The organism is Enterobacter cloacae complex sp. SHL022 (genome assembly GCF_049237785.1).
Lineage (GTDB): Bacteria > Pseudomonadota > Gammaproteobacteria > Enterobacterales > Enterobacteriaceae > Enterobacter > Enterobacter hormaechei_C.
The window spans coordinates 1-19,905 of record NZ_JBMKJH010000013.1; the positions used below are offsets into that span (position 1 = coordinate 1).

Sequence of the window (19,905 nt, forward strand, 5' to 3'; positions counted from 1 at the left end):
GAGCTAACCGATACTAATGAACCGTGAGGCTTAACCTTACAACGCCGAAGGTGTTTTGGCGAAGAGACAGACACGATTTTCAGCCTGATACAGATTAACAGAATTTGCCTGGCGGCTTTAGCGCGGTGGTCCCACCTGACCCCATGCCGAACTCAGAAGTGAAACGCCGTAGCGCCGATGGTAGTGTGGGGTCTCCCCATGTGAGAGTAGGGAACTGCCAGGCATCAAACAAGAAGAACCCCGTACCGTAAGGTGCGGGGTTTTTTGCTTTTGTTTTTCTCCCTCTCCCTGTGGGAGAGGGCCGGGGTGAGGGCACCAAACCGCACCATCCCCTCCTTGAAACTTTCTCACCTTACGCTTGCAGGCTCGACATTAACCCCGTTTCTGGGTATCGTTAGCTGTCTGGATGTCTAAACGTTTATACGTATGCTGTGAGGATTTAAGGTTATGCCGATTCGGGTGCAGGACGAGCTACCAGCCGTCAATTTCTTGCGTGAAGAGAATGTCTTCGTAATGACAACTTCGCGTGCTTCTGGTCAGGAAATTCGCCCGCTGAAGGTGCTGATCCTTAATTTGATGCCAAAGAAGATCGAAACAGAGAACCAGTTCTTGCGTTTGCTCTCCAACTCTCCGCTTCAGGTTGATATCCAGTTGCTGCGCATTGACGCGCGTGAGTCACGCAACACGCCTGCTGAGCATCTGAATAACTTCTACTGTAATTTTGAAGATATTCGCGATGAGAACTTCGATGGATTGATCGTCACCGGCGCACCGCTGGGTCTGGTGGAATTTAATGACGTTGCCTACTGGCCACAGATCAGGCAGGTGCTGGAGTGGGCAAAAGATCACGTCACGTCCACCTTGTTTGTCTGTTGGGCGGTACAGGCCGCATTGAATATCCTGTATGGTATTCCCAAGCAAACCCGCAGCGACAAACTTTCTGGCGTATACGAACACCACATCCTTCACCCGCATGCGCTGCTGACGCGTGGTTTCGATGACACTTTCCTGGCCCCGCATTCTCGCTACGCCGATTTTCCGGCACAGCTGATCCGAGATTACACCGACCTGGAAATCCTGGCCGAAACGGAAGACGGCGATGCCTACCTGTTCGCCAGTAAAGACAAACGCATCGCGTTCGTTACCGGCCATCCTGAGTACGATCCGCATACCCTCGCGGCAGAGTATTTTCGTGACGTTGAAGCGGGTCTGAATCCGGATGTCCCGTACAACTATTTCCCGAAAAACGATCCACAAAACACGCCTCGGGCAACCTGGCGTAGTCATGGAAATTTGCTGTTTACCAACTGGCTCAACTATTACGTCTACCAGATTACGCCGTACGATCTTCGCCACATGAATCCGACGCTGGAGTAATCGTCTGCATTAAACGATCCTAAAGCGTTTCAGCTATTCAGATCAGGCACCTTCGGGTGCCTTTTTTATTTCCGAAATCCTGTTCAACATACCAGGAAACTTTAACTCTATAGTAATCATGAAGTTGCGTTGCAATTAAAATTAAAATGGAAATTGTTTTTGATTTTGGAAAAATTATAGATAGTCTTAATTCTGCTGAGCGAAAACTACACAACGATCTTTCGCTCGCGTCGGGGGCGTGATTTGGATCTTTGATGAGGAGCAGAACGATGACTCAACAGGCAACAACGGTCGATGAACTGACCTTTACCCAGCCGAATGGTGAGCAAGAACAGCAAGTTTTGACGGCAGAAGCGGTAGAGTTTCTGACTGAACTGGTGACTCGCTTTACGCCACAGCGTAATAAACTGCTGGCGGCGCGCATTCACCAACAGCAGGGGATCGATAACGGCAAGTTGCCAGGATTTATTTCGGAAACTGCTTCCATTCGTCATGGTGATTGGAAAATCCGCGGAATCCCTGAAGATTTACAGGATCGTCGTGTGGAGATCACCGGCCCGGTAGAGCGCAAAATGGTGATCAACGCCATGAATGCCAACGTCAAAGTCTTTATGGCCGATTTTGAAGACTCGCTGGCACCGGACTGGCAGAAAGTTATCGACGGGCAGATCAACCTGCGCGACGCCGTCAATGGCACCATCAGCTATACCAACGAAGCCGGTAAAATTTACCAGCTCAAACCGAATCCGGCGGTGCTGATCTGTCGCGTACGCGGTCTGCATTTGCCAGAAAAGCACGTCACCTGGCGCGGAGAAGCGATTCCGGGCAGCCTGTTCGACTTTGCGCTGTACTTCTTCCACAACCATAAAAACCTGCTGGCGAAAGGCAGCGGCCCCTATTTCTATCTGCCGAAAACCCAGTCCTGGCAGGAAGCGGCGTGGTGGAGTGAAGTTTTCAGCTACGCAGAAGACCGCTTCAGCCTGCCGCGCGGCACCATTAAATCCACGCTGCTGATTGAAACCCTGCCTGCCGTATTCCAGATGCATGAGATCCTCCATGCGCTGCGTGACCATATTGTGGGCCTGAACTGCGGCCGCTGGGATTACATCTTCAGCTACATCAAAACGCTGAAAAACCATGCCGACCGGGTATTGCCGGATCGTCAGGTTGTGACTATGGATAAACCGTTCCTCAGCGCCTACTCGCGCCTGCTGATTAAGACCTGTCACAAACGCGGCGCCTTTGCGATGGGCGGCATGGCGGCCTTTATCCCGAGCAAAGATGCTGAGCGTAACAACAATGTGCTCAACAAGGTGAAAGCCGATAAAGAGCTGGAAGCCCGTAATGGCCACGACGGGACGTGGATTGCCCATCCCGGTCTGGCCGATACGGCGATGGAAGTCTTTAACCGCGTACTCGGCGACAACAAAAACCAGCTGTTTGTCACCCGTGAAGATGATGCGCCCATCGCAGAAGAACAGTTGCTCGCGCCGTGTGCGGGCGAGCGTACGGAAGAGGGCATGCGCGCCAATATTCGCGTCGCCGTGCAGTACATCGAGGCATGGATCTCCGGCAACGGCTGCGTGCCGATTTACGGCCTGATGGAAGATGCCGCCACGGCGGAAATTTCACGTACCTCCATCTGGCAGTGGATCCACCATCAAAAAACGCTCAGCAACGGCAAACCGGTAACCAAAGCCCTGTTCCGTCAGATGCTGGCCGAAGAGATGCGGGTCATCCAGGACGAACTGGGCGAGCACCGCTTCAGCAGTGGGCGTTTTGACGATGCTGCACGTCTGATGGAGCAAATCACCACCTCTGATGACTTAATCGACTTCCTGACCCTGCCGGGCTACCGCTTCCTGGCGTAATTCACCACATAACAATATGGAGCATCTGCACATGAAAACCCGTACCCAACAGATCGAAGAGTTACAAAAAGAGTGGACCCAACCGCGCTGGGAAGGCATTCGCCGCCCGTACAGCGCAGAGGAAGTGGTGAAGTTACGTGGCTCGGTTAACCCGGAATGTACGCTGGCGCAGAACGGCGCGGCAAAAATGTGGGATCTGCTGCACGGGGGAGCTAAAAAAGGCTATATCAACAGCCTCGGCGCACTGACTGGCGGTCAGGCATTGCAGCAGGCGAAGGCCGGCATTGAAGCTATCTATCTTTCCGGCTGGCAGGTCGCGGCGGATGCTAACCTTGCCTCCAGCATGTATCCGGATCAATCTCTTTATCCGGCGAACTCGGTGCCGTCAGTGGTGGATCGGATCAACAATACCTTCCGCCGTGCGGATCAGATCCAGTGGGCCGCGGGTATCGAACCCCACGATCCGCGTTTTATAGACTATTTCCTGCCGATCGTCGCCGATGCGGAAGCCGGTTTCGGCGGCGTGCTGAACGCCTTTGAGCTGATGAAATCCATGATTGAGGCCGGTGCAGCGGCCGTTCACTTTGAAGATCAACTGGCGTCGGTCAAGAAGTGCGGGCATATGGGCGGGAAAGTGCTGGTACCAACCCAGGAAGCGATCCAAAAGCTGGTTGCCGCGCGTCTGGCTGCTGACGTGCTCGGCGTGCCGACGCTGGTGATTGCCCGTACCGATGCTGATGCGGCGGACCTGATCACCTCTGACTGCGATCCGTACGACAGCGAATTTATTACCGGCGAGCGCACCAGCGAGGGGTTCTATCGCACGCATGCCGGTATCGAACAGGCCATCAGCCGCGGTCTGGCCTATGCCCCTTACGCTGACCTGGTCTGGTGTGAAACCTCCACGCCGGATCTGGCGCTGGCGAAGCGTTTTGCCGATGCGATTCATGCGAAGTATCCGGGCAAGCTGCTGGCCTATAACTGTTCGCCGTCCTTCAACTGGCAAAAGAATCTGGACGATACCACCATCGCCAGCTTCCAGCAGCAGCTGTCGGATATGGGCTACAAGTACCAGTTCATCACCCTGGCGGGTATCCACAGCATGTGGTTCAACATGTTCGACCTGGCGCACGCCTACGCGCAGGGCGAAGGCATGAAGCACTATGTTGAGAAGGTGCAGCAGCCAGAATTTGCGGCAGGCAAAGAGGGATATACCTTCGTTTCGCACCAGCAGGAAGTGGGAACCGGCTACTTCGATAATGTGACCACGATTATTCAGGGCGGGGCCTCCTCCGTCACGGCATTAACGGGCTCAACGGAAGAAGCACAGTTCTAATCTTTTCCCCCTCTCCCCCCTCGGGGAGAGGGTTGGGGTGAGGGGGAATATATGTCGCGTGGTCTGGAATTACTGATTGCCCAAACTATTTTGCAGGGCTTCGATGCCCAATATGGCCGCTTTCTGGAAGTCACCTCCGGCGCGCAACAGCGTTTTGAGCACGCCGACTGGCATGCGGTTCAGCAGGCCATGAAGCAGCGTATCCATCTTTATGATCACCATGTAGGTCTGGTGGTGGAGCAACTGCGCTGTATCACCGACGGTAAAAGCCCGGATGCGGATTTTTTACTGCGCGTGAAAGAGCATTACACCCATCTGTTACCCGACTACCCGCGCTTCGAGATTGCGGAGAGCTTTTTCAACTCCGTCTATTGCCGGTTATTTGACCACCGCTCATTATCTCCTGAGCGGTTATTTATCTTCAGCTCCCAGCCGGAGCGCCGCTTCCGTACCATTCCGCGTCCGCTGGCGAAAGATTTCTTTCCCGATCGCGGCTGGGAAAAGCTCCTGCACCGCGTCTTAACGGATTTGCCGCTGCGCCTGCCGTGGGAGAATAAACCCCGGGATATCGGCTATATCCATGCGTATCTCAATGAAACCTTCGGCGAGGAGGTGCTCAGCCGCAGCCATTTGCAGGTTGCCAACGAGCTTTTCTACCGGAATAAGGCCGCCTGGCTGGTGGGCAAACTGGTTACGCCGACAGCCATCGTGCCGTTTCTGCTGCCCATTCACCGTACCGACGACGGCCAACTGTTTGTCGATACCTGCCTGACTACCAGCGCTGAGGCCAGTATCGTATTTGGCTTCGCCCGTTCCTATTTCATGGTCTATGCCCCACTGCCTGCCGCCCTGGTGGAGTGGCTGCGCGAGATCCTGCCGGGCAAAACCACCGCCGAGCTGTACATGGCGATTGGCTGTCAGAAGCATGCCAAAACGGAAAGTTATCGGGAATACCTGCGTTATGTCACCACGGCTGATGAGCAGTTTATCGAAGCGCCGGGGATCCGCGGCATGGTGATGCTGGTTTTCACACTGCCGGGCTTCGACCGCGTGTTTAAGGTGATTAAGGATAAATTCGCCCCGCAGAAGGAGATGAGCGCCGCGCACGTTCGCGCCTGCTATCAGCTGGTTAAAGAGCACGATCGTGTCGGGCGAATGGCCGATACCCAGGAGTTTGAAAACTTTGTGCTGGATAAGCAGCAGATCGATCCGTCGCTGATGTCGCTGCTAATGCAGGAAGCGCCGACGAAAATTACCGATCTTGGCGATAAGATTGCGATTAGCCATCTCTATATCGAACGCCGGATGGTGCCGTTAAATATCTGGCTGGAGCAGTCCGAAGGCCAGGCTTTACGAGACGCCATTGAAGAGTACGGCAATGCGATTCGCCAGCTCGCCGCCGCCAATATTTTCCCCGGCGACATGCTGTTTAAAAACTTCGGCGTCACCCGTCACGGGCGGGTGGTGTTCTACGATTACGATGAAATTTGCTACATGACCGAGGTGAACTTCCGCGATATCCCGCCGCCGCGCTATCCGGAAGATGAACTGTCCAGCGAGCCGTGGTACAGCGTATCGCCGGGCGATGTGTTTCCGGAGGAGTTTCGCCACTGGCTGTGTGCCGACCCGCGCATCGGGCCGCTATTCGAAGAGATGCATGCCGATCTGTTCCGCGCCAGCTACTGGCGCGGGCTGCAAACGCGGATCAAAAACGGACACGTGGAAGATGTCTACGCTTACCGCCGCAAGCAGCGGTTTTGCATCCGCTTTTCTCCCTCTCCCTGTGGGAGAGGGCCGGGGTGAGGGCATCAGGCGGCAATGCACGTTTAACGAATCCCACCATACGCCAGCGTCACCTCTTTCGCGGCCTTAATCACCATCGCGCCCAGCTCGGTGACGCGGTCGTCGGTCATGCGTGAAATCGGCCCGGAGATGGAGATGGCGGCAAACGGCTCGCGGTGCTCGTCAAAAATGCAGGACGCGAGGCAGCGCAGCCCGAGGGCATGTTCTTCGTCATCAAACGAATAGCCGCGCTTGCGGGTTAGAGCCAGATCTTCTTTCAGATGTACGGGCGACACCAGCGTGGCGTGGGTATAGGCGTGCAGCCCTTTACGGTGCAGCAGCCCCGTTACCTGCTCTTCGCTCAGCTGCGAGAGAAACGCTTTCCCTGCGCCAGAGGCGTGCATCGGCAGCTTGCCGCCAATCGGTGCGGACATGCGCATCAGCTGCGTACACTGCACCTGGTCGATAATAATCGCCTGGTGATCGCTCTGATCCAGTACGGCCAGGTTTACCGTCTCGCCGGACTCCTCCATCAGCTTGCGCAGAATCGGGTGGACAATCGCCAGCAGGTTGCGGCTTTGCAGGAAGCTGCTGCCGACAATAAACGCATGCGCCCCCACCGCCCAGTGTCCCAGCTCGCCCACTTGACGCACGAATCCCAGCTGCTGCATGGTGGTCAGCAGACGGTGCGTGGTGGAGTTCGGCAGGCCAGCCTGCTGCGCCAGCTCCGTCAGGGCCACGCTGCTGTGCGACTCGGCTATCCACTCCAGCAGCTTCAGACCGCGCGTGAGCGATTGAACCTGTCCACCCTGTTGTGCGGCAGCGGTGGTTGCAGCAGGTTTTCTGCCGCGTTTAGCGGGAACGGTCGTAACCATGACGAACTCCTTTTTCTGTATCGTGGAAATCATTTTCGTTTTATTTGGTGGTTTTGCAACCGCTTTCCTGACTGATCGGAGGAGTGATAGTGAACATGTCTCATGTTACCGCTGAGCGACTTTTCCACCCTGCGAGATTGTGCCAGTATGGAACGCAGCCTTTTGGCCTTGTTGAGCGTTGTCGGGAGCAAGTGTGAGCAGCAAAGTAGAGCAACTGCGTGCGCAGTTAAATGAACGAATTCTGGTGCTGGACGGCGGCATGGGCACCATGATCCAGGGCTATCGTCTGAGTGAAGACGATTTCCGCGGCGAGCGCTTTGCCGACTGGCCTTGTGACCTGAAAGGGAACAATGACCTGCTGGTGTTGAGCAAACCGTCAGTCATCATAGATATCCACAACGCTTACTTCGAAGCGGGTGCGGATATTGTAGAAACCAACACCTTCAACTCGACAACCATCGCCATGGCGGATTACCAGATGGAATCCCTGTCGGCGGAGATCAACTTTGAAGCGGCGAAGCTGGCGCGCGCCTGCGCCGACGAATGGACGGCCCGTACGCCGGACAAGCCGCGCTACGTAGCCGGGGTGCTGGGCCCAACCAACCGCACCGCGTCGATTTCTCCGGACGTGAACGACCCGGCGTATCGTAACATCACCTTTGACCAGCTGGTGGCCGCGTATCGGGAGTCCACTAAAGCGCTGGTGGAAGGCGGCTCCGACCTGATCCTGATTGAAACCGTATTCGACACCCTCAACGCCAAAGCGGCAATTTACGCGGTAAAAGAGGAGTTCGAGTCGCTGGGCGTCGACCTGCCGATCATGATTTCCGGCACCATCACCGATGCCTCGGGGCGCACGCTTTCCGGCCAGACAACCGAAGCGTTTTATAACTCTCTGCGCCATGCCGAAGCGCTCTCCTTCGGCCTGAACTGCGCGCTGGGGCCGGACGAGCTGCGCCAGTACGTGCAGGAGCTTTCACGCATCGCAGAGTGCTACGTCACCGCCCACCCGAACGCCGGTCTGCCGAATGCGTTCGGTGAGTATGATCTGGATGCCGACACCATGGCGGCGCAAATCCGCGAGTGGGCCGAATCTGGCTTCCTCAACATCGTCGGCGGCTGCTGCGGCACCACGCCGGAGCATATCGCCGCCATGAGCCGCGCCGTCGCCGGGCTTCCACCGCGCAAGCTACCCGAACTTCCGGTAGCCTGTCGTCTGTCCGGCCTGGAGCCGTTGACCATCGGCGACGACAGCCTGTTTGTGAACGTGGGTGAACGTACTAACGTTACCGGCTCCGCGAAGTTCAAGCGCCTGATCAAAGAAGAGAAGTACAGCGAAGCGCTGGACGTTGCCCGCCAGCAGGTGGAAAGCGGCGCGCAAATTATCGATATCAACATGGACGAGGGGATGCTTGACGCCGAAGCGGCGATGGTGCGTTTCCTCAACCTGATTGCCGGTGAGCCGGATATCGCCCGCGTGCCGATCATGATTGACTCCTCCAAATGGGACGTCATCGAAAAAGGGCTGAAGTGCATTCAGGGCAAAGGCATCGTTAACTCCATCTCGATGAAAGAGGGGGTCGATACCTTTATCCACCACGCGAAGCTGGTGCGTCGCTACGGGGCCGCCGTGGTGGTGATGGCCTTCGATGAAGTGGGCCAGGCCGATACCCGCGAGCGCAAGATTGAGATTTGCCGCCGCGCGTACAAAATTTTGACCGAAGAAGTGGGCTTCCCGCCGGAAGACATCATCTTCGACCCGAACATCTTCGCCGTCGCGACCGGCATCGAAGAGCACAACAACTACGCCCAGGACTTTATCGGCGCGTGTGAAGACATTAAACGCGAGCTACCGCATGCGCTGATCTCCGGCGGCGTGTCAAACGTGTCGTTCTCGTTCCGCGGCAACGACCCGGTGCGTGAGGCGATCCACGCCGTATTCCTCTACTACGCCATCCGCAACGGGATGGACATGGGGATCGTCAACGCCGGCCAGCTGGCAATTTACGACGATCTGCCAGCCGAGCTGCGCGACGCCGTAGAAGACGTGATCCTCAATCGTCGTGACGACGCCACCGAACGCATGCTGGATCTGGCGGAAAAATACCGCGGCAGTAAATCTGACGAATCAGCCAACGTTCAACAGGCCGAATGGCGCTCCTGGGATGTGAATAAGCGTCTGGAATACTCGCTGGTAAAAGGCATTACCGAGTTTATCGAGCAGGATACTGAGGAAGCGCGTCAGCAGGCCGCCCGTCCGATTGAAGTGATCGAAGGGCCGCTGATGGACGGCATGAACGTGGTCGGCGATCTGTTTGGCGAGGGCAAAATGTTCCTGCCGCAGGTGGTGAAATCCGCCCGCGTCATGAAACAGGCGGTGGCGTATCTGGAACCCTTTATCGAAGCCAGCAAAGAGAAGGGCTCCAGTAACGGTAAAATGGTCATCGCCACCGTGAAGGGCGACGTACACGACATCGGCAAAAACATCGTTGGCGTGGTGTTGCAGTGTAATAACTACGAAATTATCGATCTTGGCGTGATGGTCCCGGCGGATAAAATCCTCAGGACCGCGCGCGAAGTGAATGCGGATTTGATTGGTCTTTCCGGGCTGATTACGCCGTCGCTGGACGAAATGGTCAACGTGGCAAAAGAGATGGAGCGCCAGGGCTTCACCATTCCACTGCTGATTGGCGGGGCAACCACCTCGAAAGCCCACACGGCGGTGAAAATCGAGCAGAACTACAGCGGGCCGACGGTGTATGTCCAAAACGCCTCGCGCACCGTGGGCGTGGTCTCCGCGCTGCTGTCTGACACCCAGCGCGATGACTTTGTCGCCCGCACCCGCAAAGAGTATGAAACCGTCCGCATTCAGCATGGACGTAAGAAACCGCGCACGCCGCCGGTTTCGCTTCAGGCGGCGCGCGAAAACGATCTGGCGTTCGACTGGTCCAGCTATACGCCGCCGGTCGCACACCGTCTGGGCGTGCAGGACGTGACGGCCAGCATCGAAACGCTGCGTAACTACATCGACTGGACGCCGTTCTTCATGACCTGGTCGCTGGCGGGCAAATATCCGCGCATTCTTGAAGATGAGGTGGTGGGCGAAGAGGCGAAGCGCCTGTTTAAAGATGCTAACGACATGCTCGACAGGCTGAGCGCAGAGAAAGCCCTCAACCCGCGCGGCGTGGTGGGGCTGTTCCCGGCGAACCGCGTGGGCGACGACGTGGAAATCTACCGCGATGAAACCCGCACCCATGTGCTGGCCGTGAGCCACCATCTGCGCCAGCAAACCGAGAAAGTGGGCTTTGCCAACTACTGCCTGGCGGATTTCGTCGCACCGAAACTCTCCGGTAAAGCCGACTATATCGGCGCCTTTGCCGTAACCGGCGGTCTGGAAGAAGACGCGCTGGCGGATGCGTACGACGCGCAGCACGATGATTACAACAAAATCATGGTGAAAGCGATTGCCGATCGCCTGGCGGAAGCCTTTGCCGAGTATCTGCACGAGCGCGTACGTAAGGTGCACTGGGGCTACGCGGCGAATGAGAACCTCAGCAACGAGGAGCTGATCCGCGAAAACTACCAGGGCATTCGTCCGGCACCGGGGTATCCGGCGTGTCCGGAACATACCGAGAAGGGCACTATCTGGAAACTGCTGGACGTAGAAGCGCATACGGGCATGAAGCTCACCGAGTCATTTGCCATGTGGCCGGGCGCGTCCGTTTCCGGCTGGTACTTCAGCCATCCGGACAGCAAGTACTTCGCCGTGGCACAGCTTCAGCGCGATCAGATTGAGGATTACGCTCTGCGTAAAGGCATGAGCGTGTCAGAGGTGGAACGCTGGCTGGCGCCGAATTTAGGCTACGACGCAGACTAACGTCACTTTTCCTTACAACAAACAGGGCACCGCTATGGTGCCTTGTCTCTTTCTTACGTTTAAACCCTTATACTGAACCTCAGGAAAACGAATAACGATAAGGAGGAATGCCTACCGTGTTGACGTTGTTACACCTGCTCTCCGCAGTCGCATTGCTGGTATGGGGCACCCATATCGTTCGTACCGGCGTGATGCGTGTGTTTGGCGCACGTTTACGTACCGTTCTCAGCGGCAGCGTTGAGAAGAAGCCGCTCGCCTTCTGCGCGGGTATTGGCGTCACGGCGCTGGTGCAAAGCAGCAACGCCACCACCATGCTCGTCACCTCGTTCGTGGCGCAGGATCTGGTGGCGCTCGCCCCGGCGCTGGTGATTGTCCTGGGCGCCGACGTCGGTACCGCGCTGATGGCGCGTATCCTGACGTTCGATCTCTCCTGGCTGTCGCCGCTGCTGATTTTTATCGGCGTCATTTTCTTCCTCGGCCGTAAGCAAAGCCGTGCCGGGCAGCTTGGCCGCGTCGGTATTGGCCTCGGGCTGATCCTGCTGGCGCTGGAGTTGATTGTGCAGGCTGTCACGCCGATCACCCAGGCCAACGGTGTGCAGGTCATCTTCGCCTCCCTGACCGGTGACATCATGCTCGACGCGCTGATTGGCGCGGTGTTTGCCATCGTCAGCTACTCCAGCCTGGCAGCGGTCCTGCTGACGGCGACCTTAACCGCCGCAGGGGTCATTTCCTTCCCGGTGGCGCTGTGCCTGGTGATCGGTGCCAACCTCGGCTCTGGCCTGCTGGCGATGCTCAACAACAGCGCCGCCAACGCTGCCGCCCGCCGCGTGGCGCTGGGGAGTTTGCTCTTCAAGCTGGTGGGTAGCCTGATCATTCTTCCGTTTGTGCACCCGCTGGCGAACCTGATGGACAATCTCTCTCTGCCGAAAGCGGAGCTGGTGATCTACTTCCACGTCTTCTACAACCTGGTGCGCTGCCTGGCGATGGTGCCGTTTGCCGCGCCGATGGCCCGCTTCTGCGAGCGGCTAATTCGTGATGAACCGGAGCTGGACGCGCGCCTTAAACCGAAGCATCTGGACACCTCTGTGCTGGACACGCCCGCGCTGGCCATCGCCAATGCCGCCCGCGAAACGCTGCGCATGGGTGACGCGATGGAAACCATGCTGGAAGGGTTGCAAAAGGTGATGCACGGCGAGCCGCGCGAAGAAAAAGAGTTGCGCAGGCTGGCGGACGATATCAACGTGCTGTATACCGCCATCAAGCTCTATCTGGCGCGGATCCCCCAGGACGAGCTGGCGGAAGAGGAATCCCGCCGCTGGGCGGAAATCATTGAGATGTCGCTTAACCTGGAGCAGGCTTCGGATATTGTCGAGCGTATGGGCAGTGAAATCGCGGATAAATCCCTGGCCGCACGTCGGGCGTTTTCTGTGGAAGGGCTGAAAGAGCTGGAAGCGTTGCACGAACAGCTGGTCAGCAACCTGAAGCTGGCGATGTCGGTCTTCTTCTCCAGCGACGTGCCGAGCGCGCGCCGCCTGCGCCGCAACAAGCATCGTTTCCGCATCCTTAATCGCCGCTACTCGCACGCCCACGTTGAGCGTCTGCATCAGCAGAACGTGCAGAGTATCGAAACCAGCTCGCTCCATCTGGGGCTGCTGGGCGATATGAAACGTCTCAACTCGTTGTTCTGCGCGGTGGCGTACAGCGTGATGGAGCAACCGGATGAAGATGACGAGCGGGATGAGTATTAATCCCCAGAGGGTTTGATTGTTAACCTAAGGCCCAATGCTTTCATGACCGCCAGCGTGGTTTTGAGCGTTGGGTTCCCCTTATCACTGAATGATCGATACAGTTGTTCTCGTGACAGGCCCGTTTGCAGGGAAATGGTCGACATCCCTTTCGCTCGGGCGATGACGCCCAGCGCTTTAGCAATGTACGCTGAGTCACCCGTCTCTAATGCATCAGCCATAAACACAGCGATTTCCTCGTCATCCACCAGTGCGTTGGCTGGATCGTAGGGTGTTAATTTATGCATGCTCATTCACTCCTGCCATTGGGATACATTGCTCAGCATTTTTGCCATAAGTATGTCTCTGGCCTGGCTGCTTTTGTCACCACCACATAACAGCACGATGATGCAATTGCCCTGGTCCTTAAAATAGACTCTGTAGCCCGGGCCAAAGTGGATCCTCAGTTCACTGATACCTTCCCCCACGGGTCTAATGTCGCCCGCTAAGCCATTTGCCAGCCTAAAGAGGCGGGAAGCGATAATCGTCTTTGCCCGCCTGTCCTTTAAATTTTGCTCCCAGCGTCGGAAGGATTCTGTCTGAACGATCTCCTTCATATTACTCCCTGTGATTTATAAACTACAAGCAATTGTCTCTGGAGAGTAAAGCTAAAAGGAGTTAGCTCAAGGATAAATAGCCTGACGCTAAATCCTGAAAGCGTCTCGCAAACTAAAAAACCCGTCTCAGTAACCGTCGGCTAATCTTTTTTTCCAGCCCAAACCTAAGGTATATTTCGCCCTTCACAGGAGAAACTATGCTGCCAACTCAATCAACCCGATTAAACAAATACATTAGCGAGAGCGGGATCTGCTCACGTCGCGAGGCTGACCGTTACATTGAACAGGGTAACGTGTTTCTTAACGGCAAACGCGCCACCATTGGTGATCAGGTGGTACCTGGCGATGTGGTGAAAGTGAATGGTCAGGTCATCGAACCGCGTGATGCCGAAGACCTGGTGTTTATCGCGTTGAACAAACCGGTTGGGATTGTCAGCACCACGGAAGATGGCGAGCGGGACAACATTGTTGATTTCGTGAACCACAGCAGCCGCATTTTCCCGATTGGCCGTCTGGATAAAGACTCTCAGGGGCTGATTTTCCTCACCAACCACGGCGATCTGGTGAACAAAATTCTGCGTGCCGGTAACGACCACGAGAAAGAGTACATCGTGACGGTGAACAAGCCGGTGACGGACGAGTTCATTCGCGGGATGGGCGCAGGCGTGCCGATTCTGGGCACCGTAACGAAGAAGTGTAAAGTCAGAAAAGAGGCGCCGTTTGCCTTCCGCATTACCCTGGTGCAGGGCTTAAACCGCCAGATCCGCCGCATGTGCGAGTATTTTGGTTATGAAGTGACGAAGCTGGAACGCACGCGCATCATGAACGTCAGCCTGTCCGGGATCCCGCTGGGCGAGTGGCGTGACTTAACGGACGACGAGCTGATCGAGCTGTTCAAACTTATCGAGAACTCCTCGTCCGAAGCGAAGCCGAAAGCTAAAGCCAAACCGAAAACGCAGGCGATTAAGCGTCCGGTGGTGAAGGCACCGCAGGCGGAAGAGAAAGGGCGAGGCAAGCCGGGCAACGGAAAACGCTTTACCCAGCCGGGGCGCAAAAAGAAAGGGCGCTGATTAGCGCCTTCCACGGGTTGATGTATTGGCGGACCAGGAAAAGGTCGCCTCTGCATCCGGCTTATAAGCCTGCTCTTTTTTCAGCTTGCGGGCTTTTTTCGCCGCAGCCTCACGTTGCGCCATCAGCTTGTCGATGTACTCTTTTTTAACCTGATTGGTTTCGGCGTTCGTCAGCGTGCGGCCATGCGCGATGCGGGCGCGGTCGAGAAGCGTTTTAAGTTCGCGCTGCTCGGCTTCGGTCATGTCTTTCTGGGTCAAACGTGGTGTAGCCATTGCTGAAGCCTCCTGATGGGGAGGCTTCAGTGTAAAGCAAGCCGGGACAATTAACCCTGTTTCACCGCATCTTTTTTCGGTTGGTCATCAATCGGCTTACCGGACCAGTACCCTGCTAACAGCGAACCGGACAGGTTGTGCCAGACGGAGAACAGCGCCCCCGGCAGCGCTGCCAGCGGTGAGAAGTAAATTTTACCCAGCGCCGCCGCCAGGCCGGAGTTCTGCATCCCCACTTCGATCGCCAGCGTGCGGCAGGTGGATTCGTCAAAGCCAAACAGCTTCCCGCCCCAGTAACCGCCCAGCAGACCAATAGTGTTATGCAGCACAACCGCGACGATCACCACAAAGCCCACCGAAGCAATGTGCGATGCGGAACCGGCTACCACGGCGCTGATAATGGCCAGTATGCAGATCATCGAAAACGCGGGCAGATACGGCTCAACCGCTTTTACCACCCGCGGGAAGAGATGGTGGATCACCAGCCCCAGCGCAATCGGGATCACCACGATTTGCAGGATGCTGAGCAGCATGCCCATCACGTCCACCTGGATATGTGCGTCCACGTACAGGCGGGTTAACAGAGGCGTGGCAATCACGCCCACCAGCGTGGAAACGGACGAGATGGTGACGGAAAGCGCCACGTCGCCTTTCGCCAGATAGATCATGACGTTAGATGCCGTGCCGCTGGCGACGCTCCCCACGAGCACCATCCCGGCGGAAAGGTCGGGCGGCATCTTAAAGGCCATCGCCAGCAGCCAGGCCGCGAGCGGCATCACCAGGTAGTGCAGGAAAATCCCTGCGGCAACCGGCGCCGGGCGAGACAGCACGCGTTTGAAATCGTCAATTTTCAGATGCACGCCCATGCCGAACATAATCAGCATCAGCAGCGTGGTGACCCACGGACCAATGCCCGTGAACGTGGCAGGAGTGTAATACGCGAGTACAGAGAGCAGCAGCGCCCATAACGGGAACAGCCGGGTGATAGCGGAGAGCATAGTGAATTCCTTGCAGTATTGTCGTGTTGTTTTGTTATAAAAAAGCCGGGTCTGTGCCCGGCTTATCGATATTGTTTAACGTGCTAACGAATTTTATTCAAACAAATTCTGATGAAGTTTCTGCACGACCTGCTCGGCCTGATCGGCAGGGACCAGGAAGCAGAGGTTGTAGCTGGATGCACCGTAGCAGATCATGCGGATATTGAACGGGTCGAGCACCCCGAACACCTCTTTACCCACGCCACAGGCGCGCGACAGCTTGTTGCCGATGATGGCCACCAGCGCCAGGTCTTCTTCGACTTCCACGCGGCACAGCTCGGACAGCTCAATCAGCAGCGACTGCGTCAGCAGGGTATCGCCGGTTGATGTGGAGCCGGTGGTGTCCAGCGTCAGCGCAATGCTCACTTCAGAGGTGGTGATCAGATCCACGGAGATGTTGTGGCGCGCCAGAATGCCAAACACTTCCGCCAGGAAACCGCGAGAGTGCAGCATATTGTGGCTGTGGAGCGTCACCAGCGTCTGGCGACGGCGCAGGGCCAGGGCGCGGAACAGCGGCGGGTTTTCCGTTTTCTTGCAGACCAGCGTGCCGCCCGCTTTTGGATCTTTACTCGAGCCGACGAAGACCGGGATATCGCTGCGTACGGCAGGCAGCAGCGTGGCCGGATGCAGCACTTTCGCGCCGAAGGTGGCCATTTCCGCCGCTTCTTCAAACGCGATCACATCAATACGTTTCGCCGCGGAAACAACGCGCGGGTCGGTGGTGTAAATGCCCGGAACGTCAGTCCAGATATCGACGCGCGTAGCATGCAGGGCCTCGCCCAGCAGCGCGGCGGTATAGTCGCTGCCGCCACGGCCAAGCGTGGTCGTGCGGCCTTTCGCTTCACTGCCGATAAAGCCCTGAGTGATCACGATGCCGTCTGCCAGGCGCGGGGCCAGCTGCTGATTGGTCAGCTCGGCCAGCGCTTCAACGTCCGGCTCGGCGCGGCCAAAGCGGTCGCTGGTACGCATGATTTTGCGTACGTCAAACCACTGCGCCTGAACGTTACGCTCGCGCATGATTTCCACAAACAGTAGGGTGGACATCAGCTCACCGTGGCTGACCAGCTCATCGGTCAGGGCGGTGGAGGTGGCCAGAGAGGCCGCTTCTGCCAGCGTGGTGATGTTTTCCAGCAGGCGTTCCACTTCCTCGCGGATGACGTTCGGGTTCTGCAGACGCTCAAGGATGTCGAACTGAATTTTGCGCAGTGCATCCAGCTTCACGAAACGTTCTGTCGCTTCCAGTCCTTCAGACAGAGAAACCAGCAGGTTCGTCACGCCGGCGGATGCAGACAGTACCACCAGGCGGGTATTCGGATCGGCCAGCACCACATCGGCGCTGCGGTTCATGGCATCGTAGTCTGCCACACTGGTGCCGCCAAACTTGGCGACCACAAAACTCGTCATAACAACCTCGTGTCAGGGAATGAATAGAGCGACCTTGGCACAAGAATGAAGCGAGAACAGGTGCAGGCGCAAAATACGGCCCTATAAATAAAATGCGGGGGAGGTCCTGTCAATGCTGGGATTATGCGGATTTTTCATGGGGGGGTACCCCTCAGAAACAGGACTTATAACAGGCCCATATTTTATGCTCCTTTTTACCCCTTTTTGACCAACATTTCGCCACGCCGGAAGGGCGCGACAGCAGCTATACTTTTCGGGTCTTTTCACCTGCGTTTGATGCAGACCAGGGCAATGGCATAAAAACCATCACAATTTTTATTTGCAGGCGCTACAATCGACCGCAGTCACAATTCTCAAATCAGAAGAGTATTGCTATGAAAAACATCAACCCAACGCAGACCGCTGCATGGCAGGCACTACAGAAACATTTTGATGAAATGAAAGACGTCACCATCGCGGATCTGTTCGCGAAAGATGCCGATCGTTTCAGCAAGTTTTCCGCCACCTTCGATGACCTGATGCTGGTGGATTTCTCCAAGAACCGTATCACCGAAGAGACGCTGGCGAAGCTGCAAGATCTGGCGAAAGAGACTGAACTGGCAGATGCCATCAAATCCATGTTCTCCGGTGAGAAGATCAACCGCACCGAAGACCGTGCCGTGCTGCACGTGGCGCTGCGCAACCGTAGCAATACCCCAATCATCGTTGACGGCAAAGATGTGATGCCGGAAGTGAACGCGGTGCTGGAAAAGATGAAAACCTTCTCCGAAGCGATCATCTCAGGTAGCTGGAAAGGCTACACCGGCAAAGCGATCACCGACGTCGTAAACATCGGTATCGGCGGCTCTGACCTCGGCCCGTTCATGGTGACCGAGGCGCTGCGCCCGTACAAAAACCACCTCAACATGCACTTCGTGTCCAACGTCGATGGGACCCACATCGCTGAAGTGCTGAAAAAGGTGAACCCGGAAACCACGCTGTTCCTGGTGGCGTCTAAAACCTTCACCACTCAGGAAACCATGACCAACGCCCACAGCGCGCGCGACTGGTTCCTGAAAACCGCGGGCGACGAAAAGCACGTGGCGAAACACTTTGCGGCGCTGTCCACCAACGGTAAAGCGGTAGGCGAGTTCGGCATTGATACGGCGAACATGTTCGAGTTCTGGGACTGGGTTGGCGGCCGCTACTCTCTGTGGTCTGCAATCGGCCTGTCCATCATTCTGTCCGTCGGCTTCGACAATTTCGTTGAGCTGCTCTCCGGTGCGCACGCGATGGACAAACACTTCTCCACCACCGCGCCTGAGAAAAACCTGCCGGTGCTGCTGGCGCTGATCGGGATCTGGTACAACAACTTCTTCGGCGCTGAAACCGAAGCGATTCTGCCGTACGACCAGTACATGCACCGCTTTGCGGCCTACTTCCAGCAGGGCAACATGGAATCCAACGGCAAGTACGTTGACCGTAACGGCAACGCGGTGGATTACCAGACTGGCCCAATCATCTGGGGCGAGCCGGGCACCAACGGTCAGCACGCGTTCTACCAGCTGATCCACCAGGGCACCAAAATGGTACCGTGCGATTTCATTGCCCCGGCGATTACGCACAACCCACTGTCCGACCACCATCCGAAGCTGCTGTCTAACTTCTTCGCCCAGACCGAAGCGCTGGCGTTCGGTAAATCCCGCGAGGTGGTTGAGCAGGAGTACCGTGATCAGGGTAAAGATCCGGCAACGCTGGAGCACGTGGTGCCGTTTAAAGTGTTCGAAGGCAACCGTCCAACTAACTCTATCCTGCTGCGCGAAATCACGCCGTTCAGCCTGGGGGCGCTGATTGCCCTCTACGAGCACAAAATCTTCACTCAGGGCGCTATTCTGAACATCTTCACCTTTGACCAGTGGGGCGTAGAGCTGGGCAAACAGCTGGCAAACCGCATTCTGCCAGAGCTGGGTGACGATAAAGCGATCGACAGCCACGACAGCTCCACCAATGGTCTGATTAACCGTTATAAAGCCTGGCGTGCGTAATAAATATGTCATGAACAATGCCGGCGATATGCCGGCATTTTTTTATCGGATAATTCCTGATGTCTGTTAGTTATCTCAAATTCTGAATCTGAGTTTAATCCGAAAAAGACAGTAACCCCGTTAATTGCTGAGGTTTATTTTAAGAAAATACGGAGTGATGCTTTAATGTTCTTATATTATAAATTATTGATTTATATTGATTATATATTTACTTGATTCTTTTCTCCTTCCATTTTTAACCATTAGTCTGAAAACCTCATCCCTATTTACCCCCACGGTAAACCCACTGCTTTAGTTGTGTATACTCGAATCCGCCTGAATTTCTTTTCGGGCAAATCTCCATTCATTCATTGAAGGGAAATTGTTATGAAGAAAGTACTGTATGGCATTTTTGCCATATCTGCGCTTGCGGCGACGTCTGTCTATGCAGCTCCGGTCCAGGTCGGGGAAGCAGCAGGGTCGGCAGCGACGTCTGCGTCTGCGGGGAGTTCTACCGCAGCCAGCACCAGCGCCGTAAGTTCAGCCGTGGGTGTCGCGCTGGCGGCAACCGGTGGCGGTGATGGCTCCAATACCGGAACCACGACCACTACGACGACCAGCACCCAGTAATACCGGGTGTTTTAATCATAACCACACTTCGG

General features: G+C 56.1%; 15 protein-coding genes and 1 rRNA gene. 10 read left to right on the forward strand and 6 right to left on the reverse strand.

The window, feature by feature from the left end; all coding sequences use genetic code 11:
* The first annotated feature begins 107 nt into the window (after window positions 1–107).
* From rrf to aceK, 5 genes are all read left to right on the forward strand, one after another.
* Window positions 108–223, forward strand: a 5S ribosomal RNA gene (gene rrf, locus ACOTZD_RS20715).
* A gap of 224 nt (window positions 224–447) precedes the next feature.
* Window positions 448–1,377 carry a homoserine O-acetyltransferase MetA gene (gene metA, locus ACOTZD_RS20720; RefSeq protein WP_003860360.1) on the forward strand — a complete coding sequence of 310 codons (930 nt, stop codon included), beginning with the start codon at window positions 448–450 and terminating at the stop codon, window positions 1,375–1,377.
* Between the two features lie 269 nt (window positions 1,378–1,646).
* Complete coding sequence (gene aceB / locus ACOTZD_RS20725; RefSeq protein ID WP_174402294.1) at window positions 1,647–3,248, forward strand: malate synthase A; 1,602 nt, start codon at window positions 1,647–1,649, stop codon at window positions 3,246–3,248.
* Between the two features lie 31 nt (window positions 3,249–3,279).
* A complete protein-coding gene (aceA, locus tag ACOTZD_RS20730) occupies window positions 3,280–4,584 on the forward strand; it encodes an isocitrate lyase (protein ID WP_003860356.1) in 1,305 nt (434 codons plus the stop codon).
* A gap of 51 nt (window positions 4,585–4,635) precedes the next feature.
* Entirely contained in the window at window positions 4,636–6,387 is a 1,752-nt protein-coding gene (aceK, locus tag ACOTZD_RS20735) for a bifunctional isocitrate dehydrogenase kinase/phosphatase (protein WP_045350769.1), read from the forward strand.
* A 23-nt stretch (window positions 6,388–6,410) separates the two neighbouring features.
* Here the strand turns inward: aceK and iclR are convergent, their stop codons facing one another.
* The gene (iclR, locus tag ACOTZD_RS20740; protein ID WP_174402295.1) at window positions 6,411–7,241 is read right to left on the reverse strand and encodes a glyoxylate bypass operon transcriptional repressor IclR; all 831 of its coding nucleotides are present in this window, start codon (window positions 7,239–7,241) and stop codon (window positions 6,411–6,413) included.
* Between the two features lie 193 nt (window positions 7,242–7,434).
* Here iclR and metH point away from each other — a divergent pair, with 193 nt between their 5' ends.
* Together metH and ACOTZD_RS20750 are read left to right on the forward strand one after the other, a co-directional pair.
* Entirely contained in the window at window positions 7,435–11,118 is a 3,684-nt protein-coding gene (metH, locus tag ACOTZD_RS20745; protein WP_058658259.1) for a methionine synthase, read from the forward strand.
* Between the two features lie 116 nt (window positions 11,119–11,234).
* Entirely contained in the window at window positions 11,235–12,866 is a 1,632-nt protein-coding gene (locus ACOTZD_RS20750) for a Na/Pi cotransporter family protein (RefSeq protein ID WP_003860350.1), read from the forward strand.
* On the opposite strand, the gene ACOTZD_RS20755 is transcribed toward ACOTZD_RS20750, so the two are convergent.
* Both ACOTZD_RS20755 and ACOTZD_RS20760 read right to left on the reverse strand, forming a co-directional pair.
* The gene (locus tag ACOTZD_RS20755; protein ID WP_023315212.1) at window positions 12,863–13,150 is read right to left on the reverse strand and encodes an addiction module antidote protein; all 288 of its coding nucleotides are present in this window, start codon (window positions 13,148–13,150) and stop codon (window positions 12,863–12,865) included. The genes ACOTZD_RS20750 and ACOTZD_RS20755 overlap by 4 nt on opposite strands.
* A gap of 6 nt (window positions 13,151–13,156) precedes the next feature.
* Window positions 13,157–13,459: a type II toxin-antitoxin system RelE/ParE family toxin gene (locus tag ACOTZD_RS20760; protein ID WP_023315213.1), complete on the reverse strand. Its 303-nt coding sequence runs from the start codon at window positions 13,457–13,459 to the stop codon at window positions 13,157–13,159.
* Between the two features lie 197 nt (window positions 13,460–13,656).
* On the opposite strand from ACOTZD_RS20760, the gene rluF reads away from it, so the two are divergent.
* Window positions 13,657–14,529, forward strand: a complete 873-nt coding sequence (rluF, locus tag ACOTZD_RS20765) for a 23S rRNA pseudouridine(2604) synthase RluF (RefSeq protein ID WP_003860347.1) — start codon at window positions 13,657–13,659, stop codon at window positions 14,527–14,529.
* Here rluF and ACOTZD_RS20770 read toward each other — a convergent pair whose 3' ends face one another.
* The 3 genes from ACOTZD_RS20770 to lysC form a co-directional block, all read right to left on the reverse strand.
* Window positions 14,530–14,802 (reverse strand): DUF3811 domain-containing protein, encoded by a 273-nt coding sequence (locus ACOTZD_RS20770; RefSeq protein WP_003860346.1) that lies wholly within the window; start codon window positions 14,800–14,802, stop codon window positions 14,530–14,532.
* 50 nt (window positions 14,803–14,852) lie between these two features.
* The gene (gene panS / locus ACOTZD_RS20775; protein ID WP_022650218.1) at window positions 14,853–15,797 is read right to left on the reverse strand and encodes a ketopantoate/pantoate/pantothenate transporter PanS; all 945 of its coding nucleotides are present in this window, start codon (window positions 15,795–15,797) and stop codon (window positions 14,853–14,855) included.
* 93 nt (window positions 15,798–15,890) lie between these two features.
* Window positions 15,891–17,240 carry a lysine-sensitive aspartokinase 3 gene (gene lysC / locus ACOTZD_RS20780; RefSeq protein ID WP_008503421.1) on the reverse strand — a complete coding sequence of 450 codons (1,350 nt, stop codon included), beginning with the start codon at window positions 17,238–17,240 and terminating at the stop codon, window positions 15,891–15,893.
* Window positions 17,241–17,614: 374 nt separating this feature from the next.
* Between lysC and pgi the strand changes: the two genes are divergently transcribed.
* Window positions 17,615–19,264, forward strand: coding sequence for a glucose-6-phosphate isomerase (pgi, locus tag ACOTZD_RS20785; protein ID WP_003860343.1), 1,650 nt, complete (start codon window positions 17,615–17,617; stop codon window positions 19,262–19,264).
* A gap of 366 nt (window positions 19,265–19,630) precedes the next feature.
* Window positions 19,631–19,873 carry an exopolysaccharide production protein YjbE gene (gene yjbE / locus ACOTZD_RS20790; protein WP_003860341.1) on the forward strand — a complete coding sequence of 81 codons (243 nt, stop codon included), beginning with the start codon at window positions 19,631–19,633 and terminating at the stop codon, window positions 19,871–19,873.
* Window positions 19,874–19,905 lie beyond the last annotated feature (32 nt).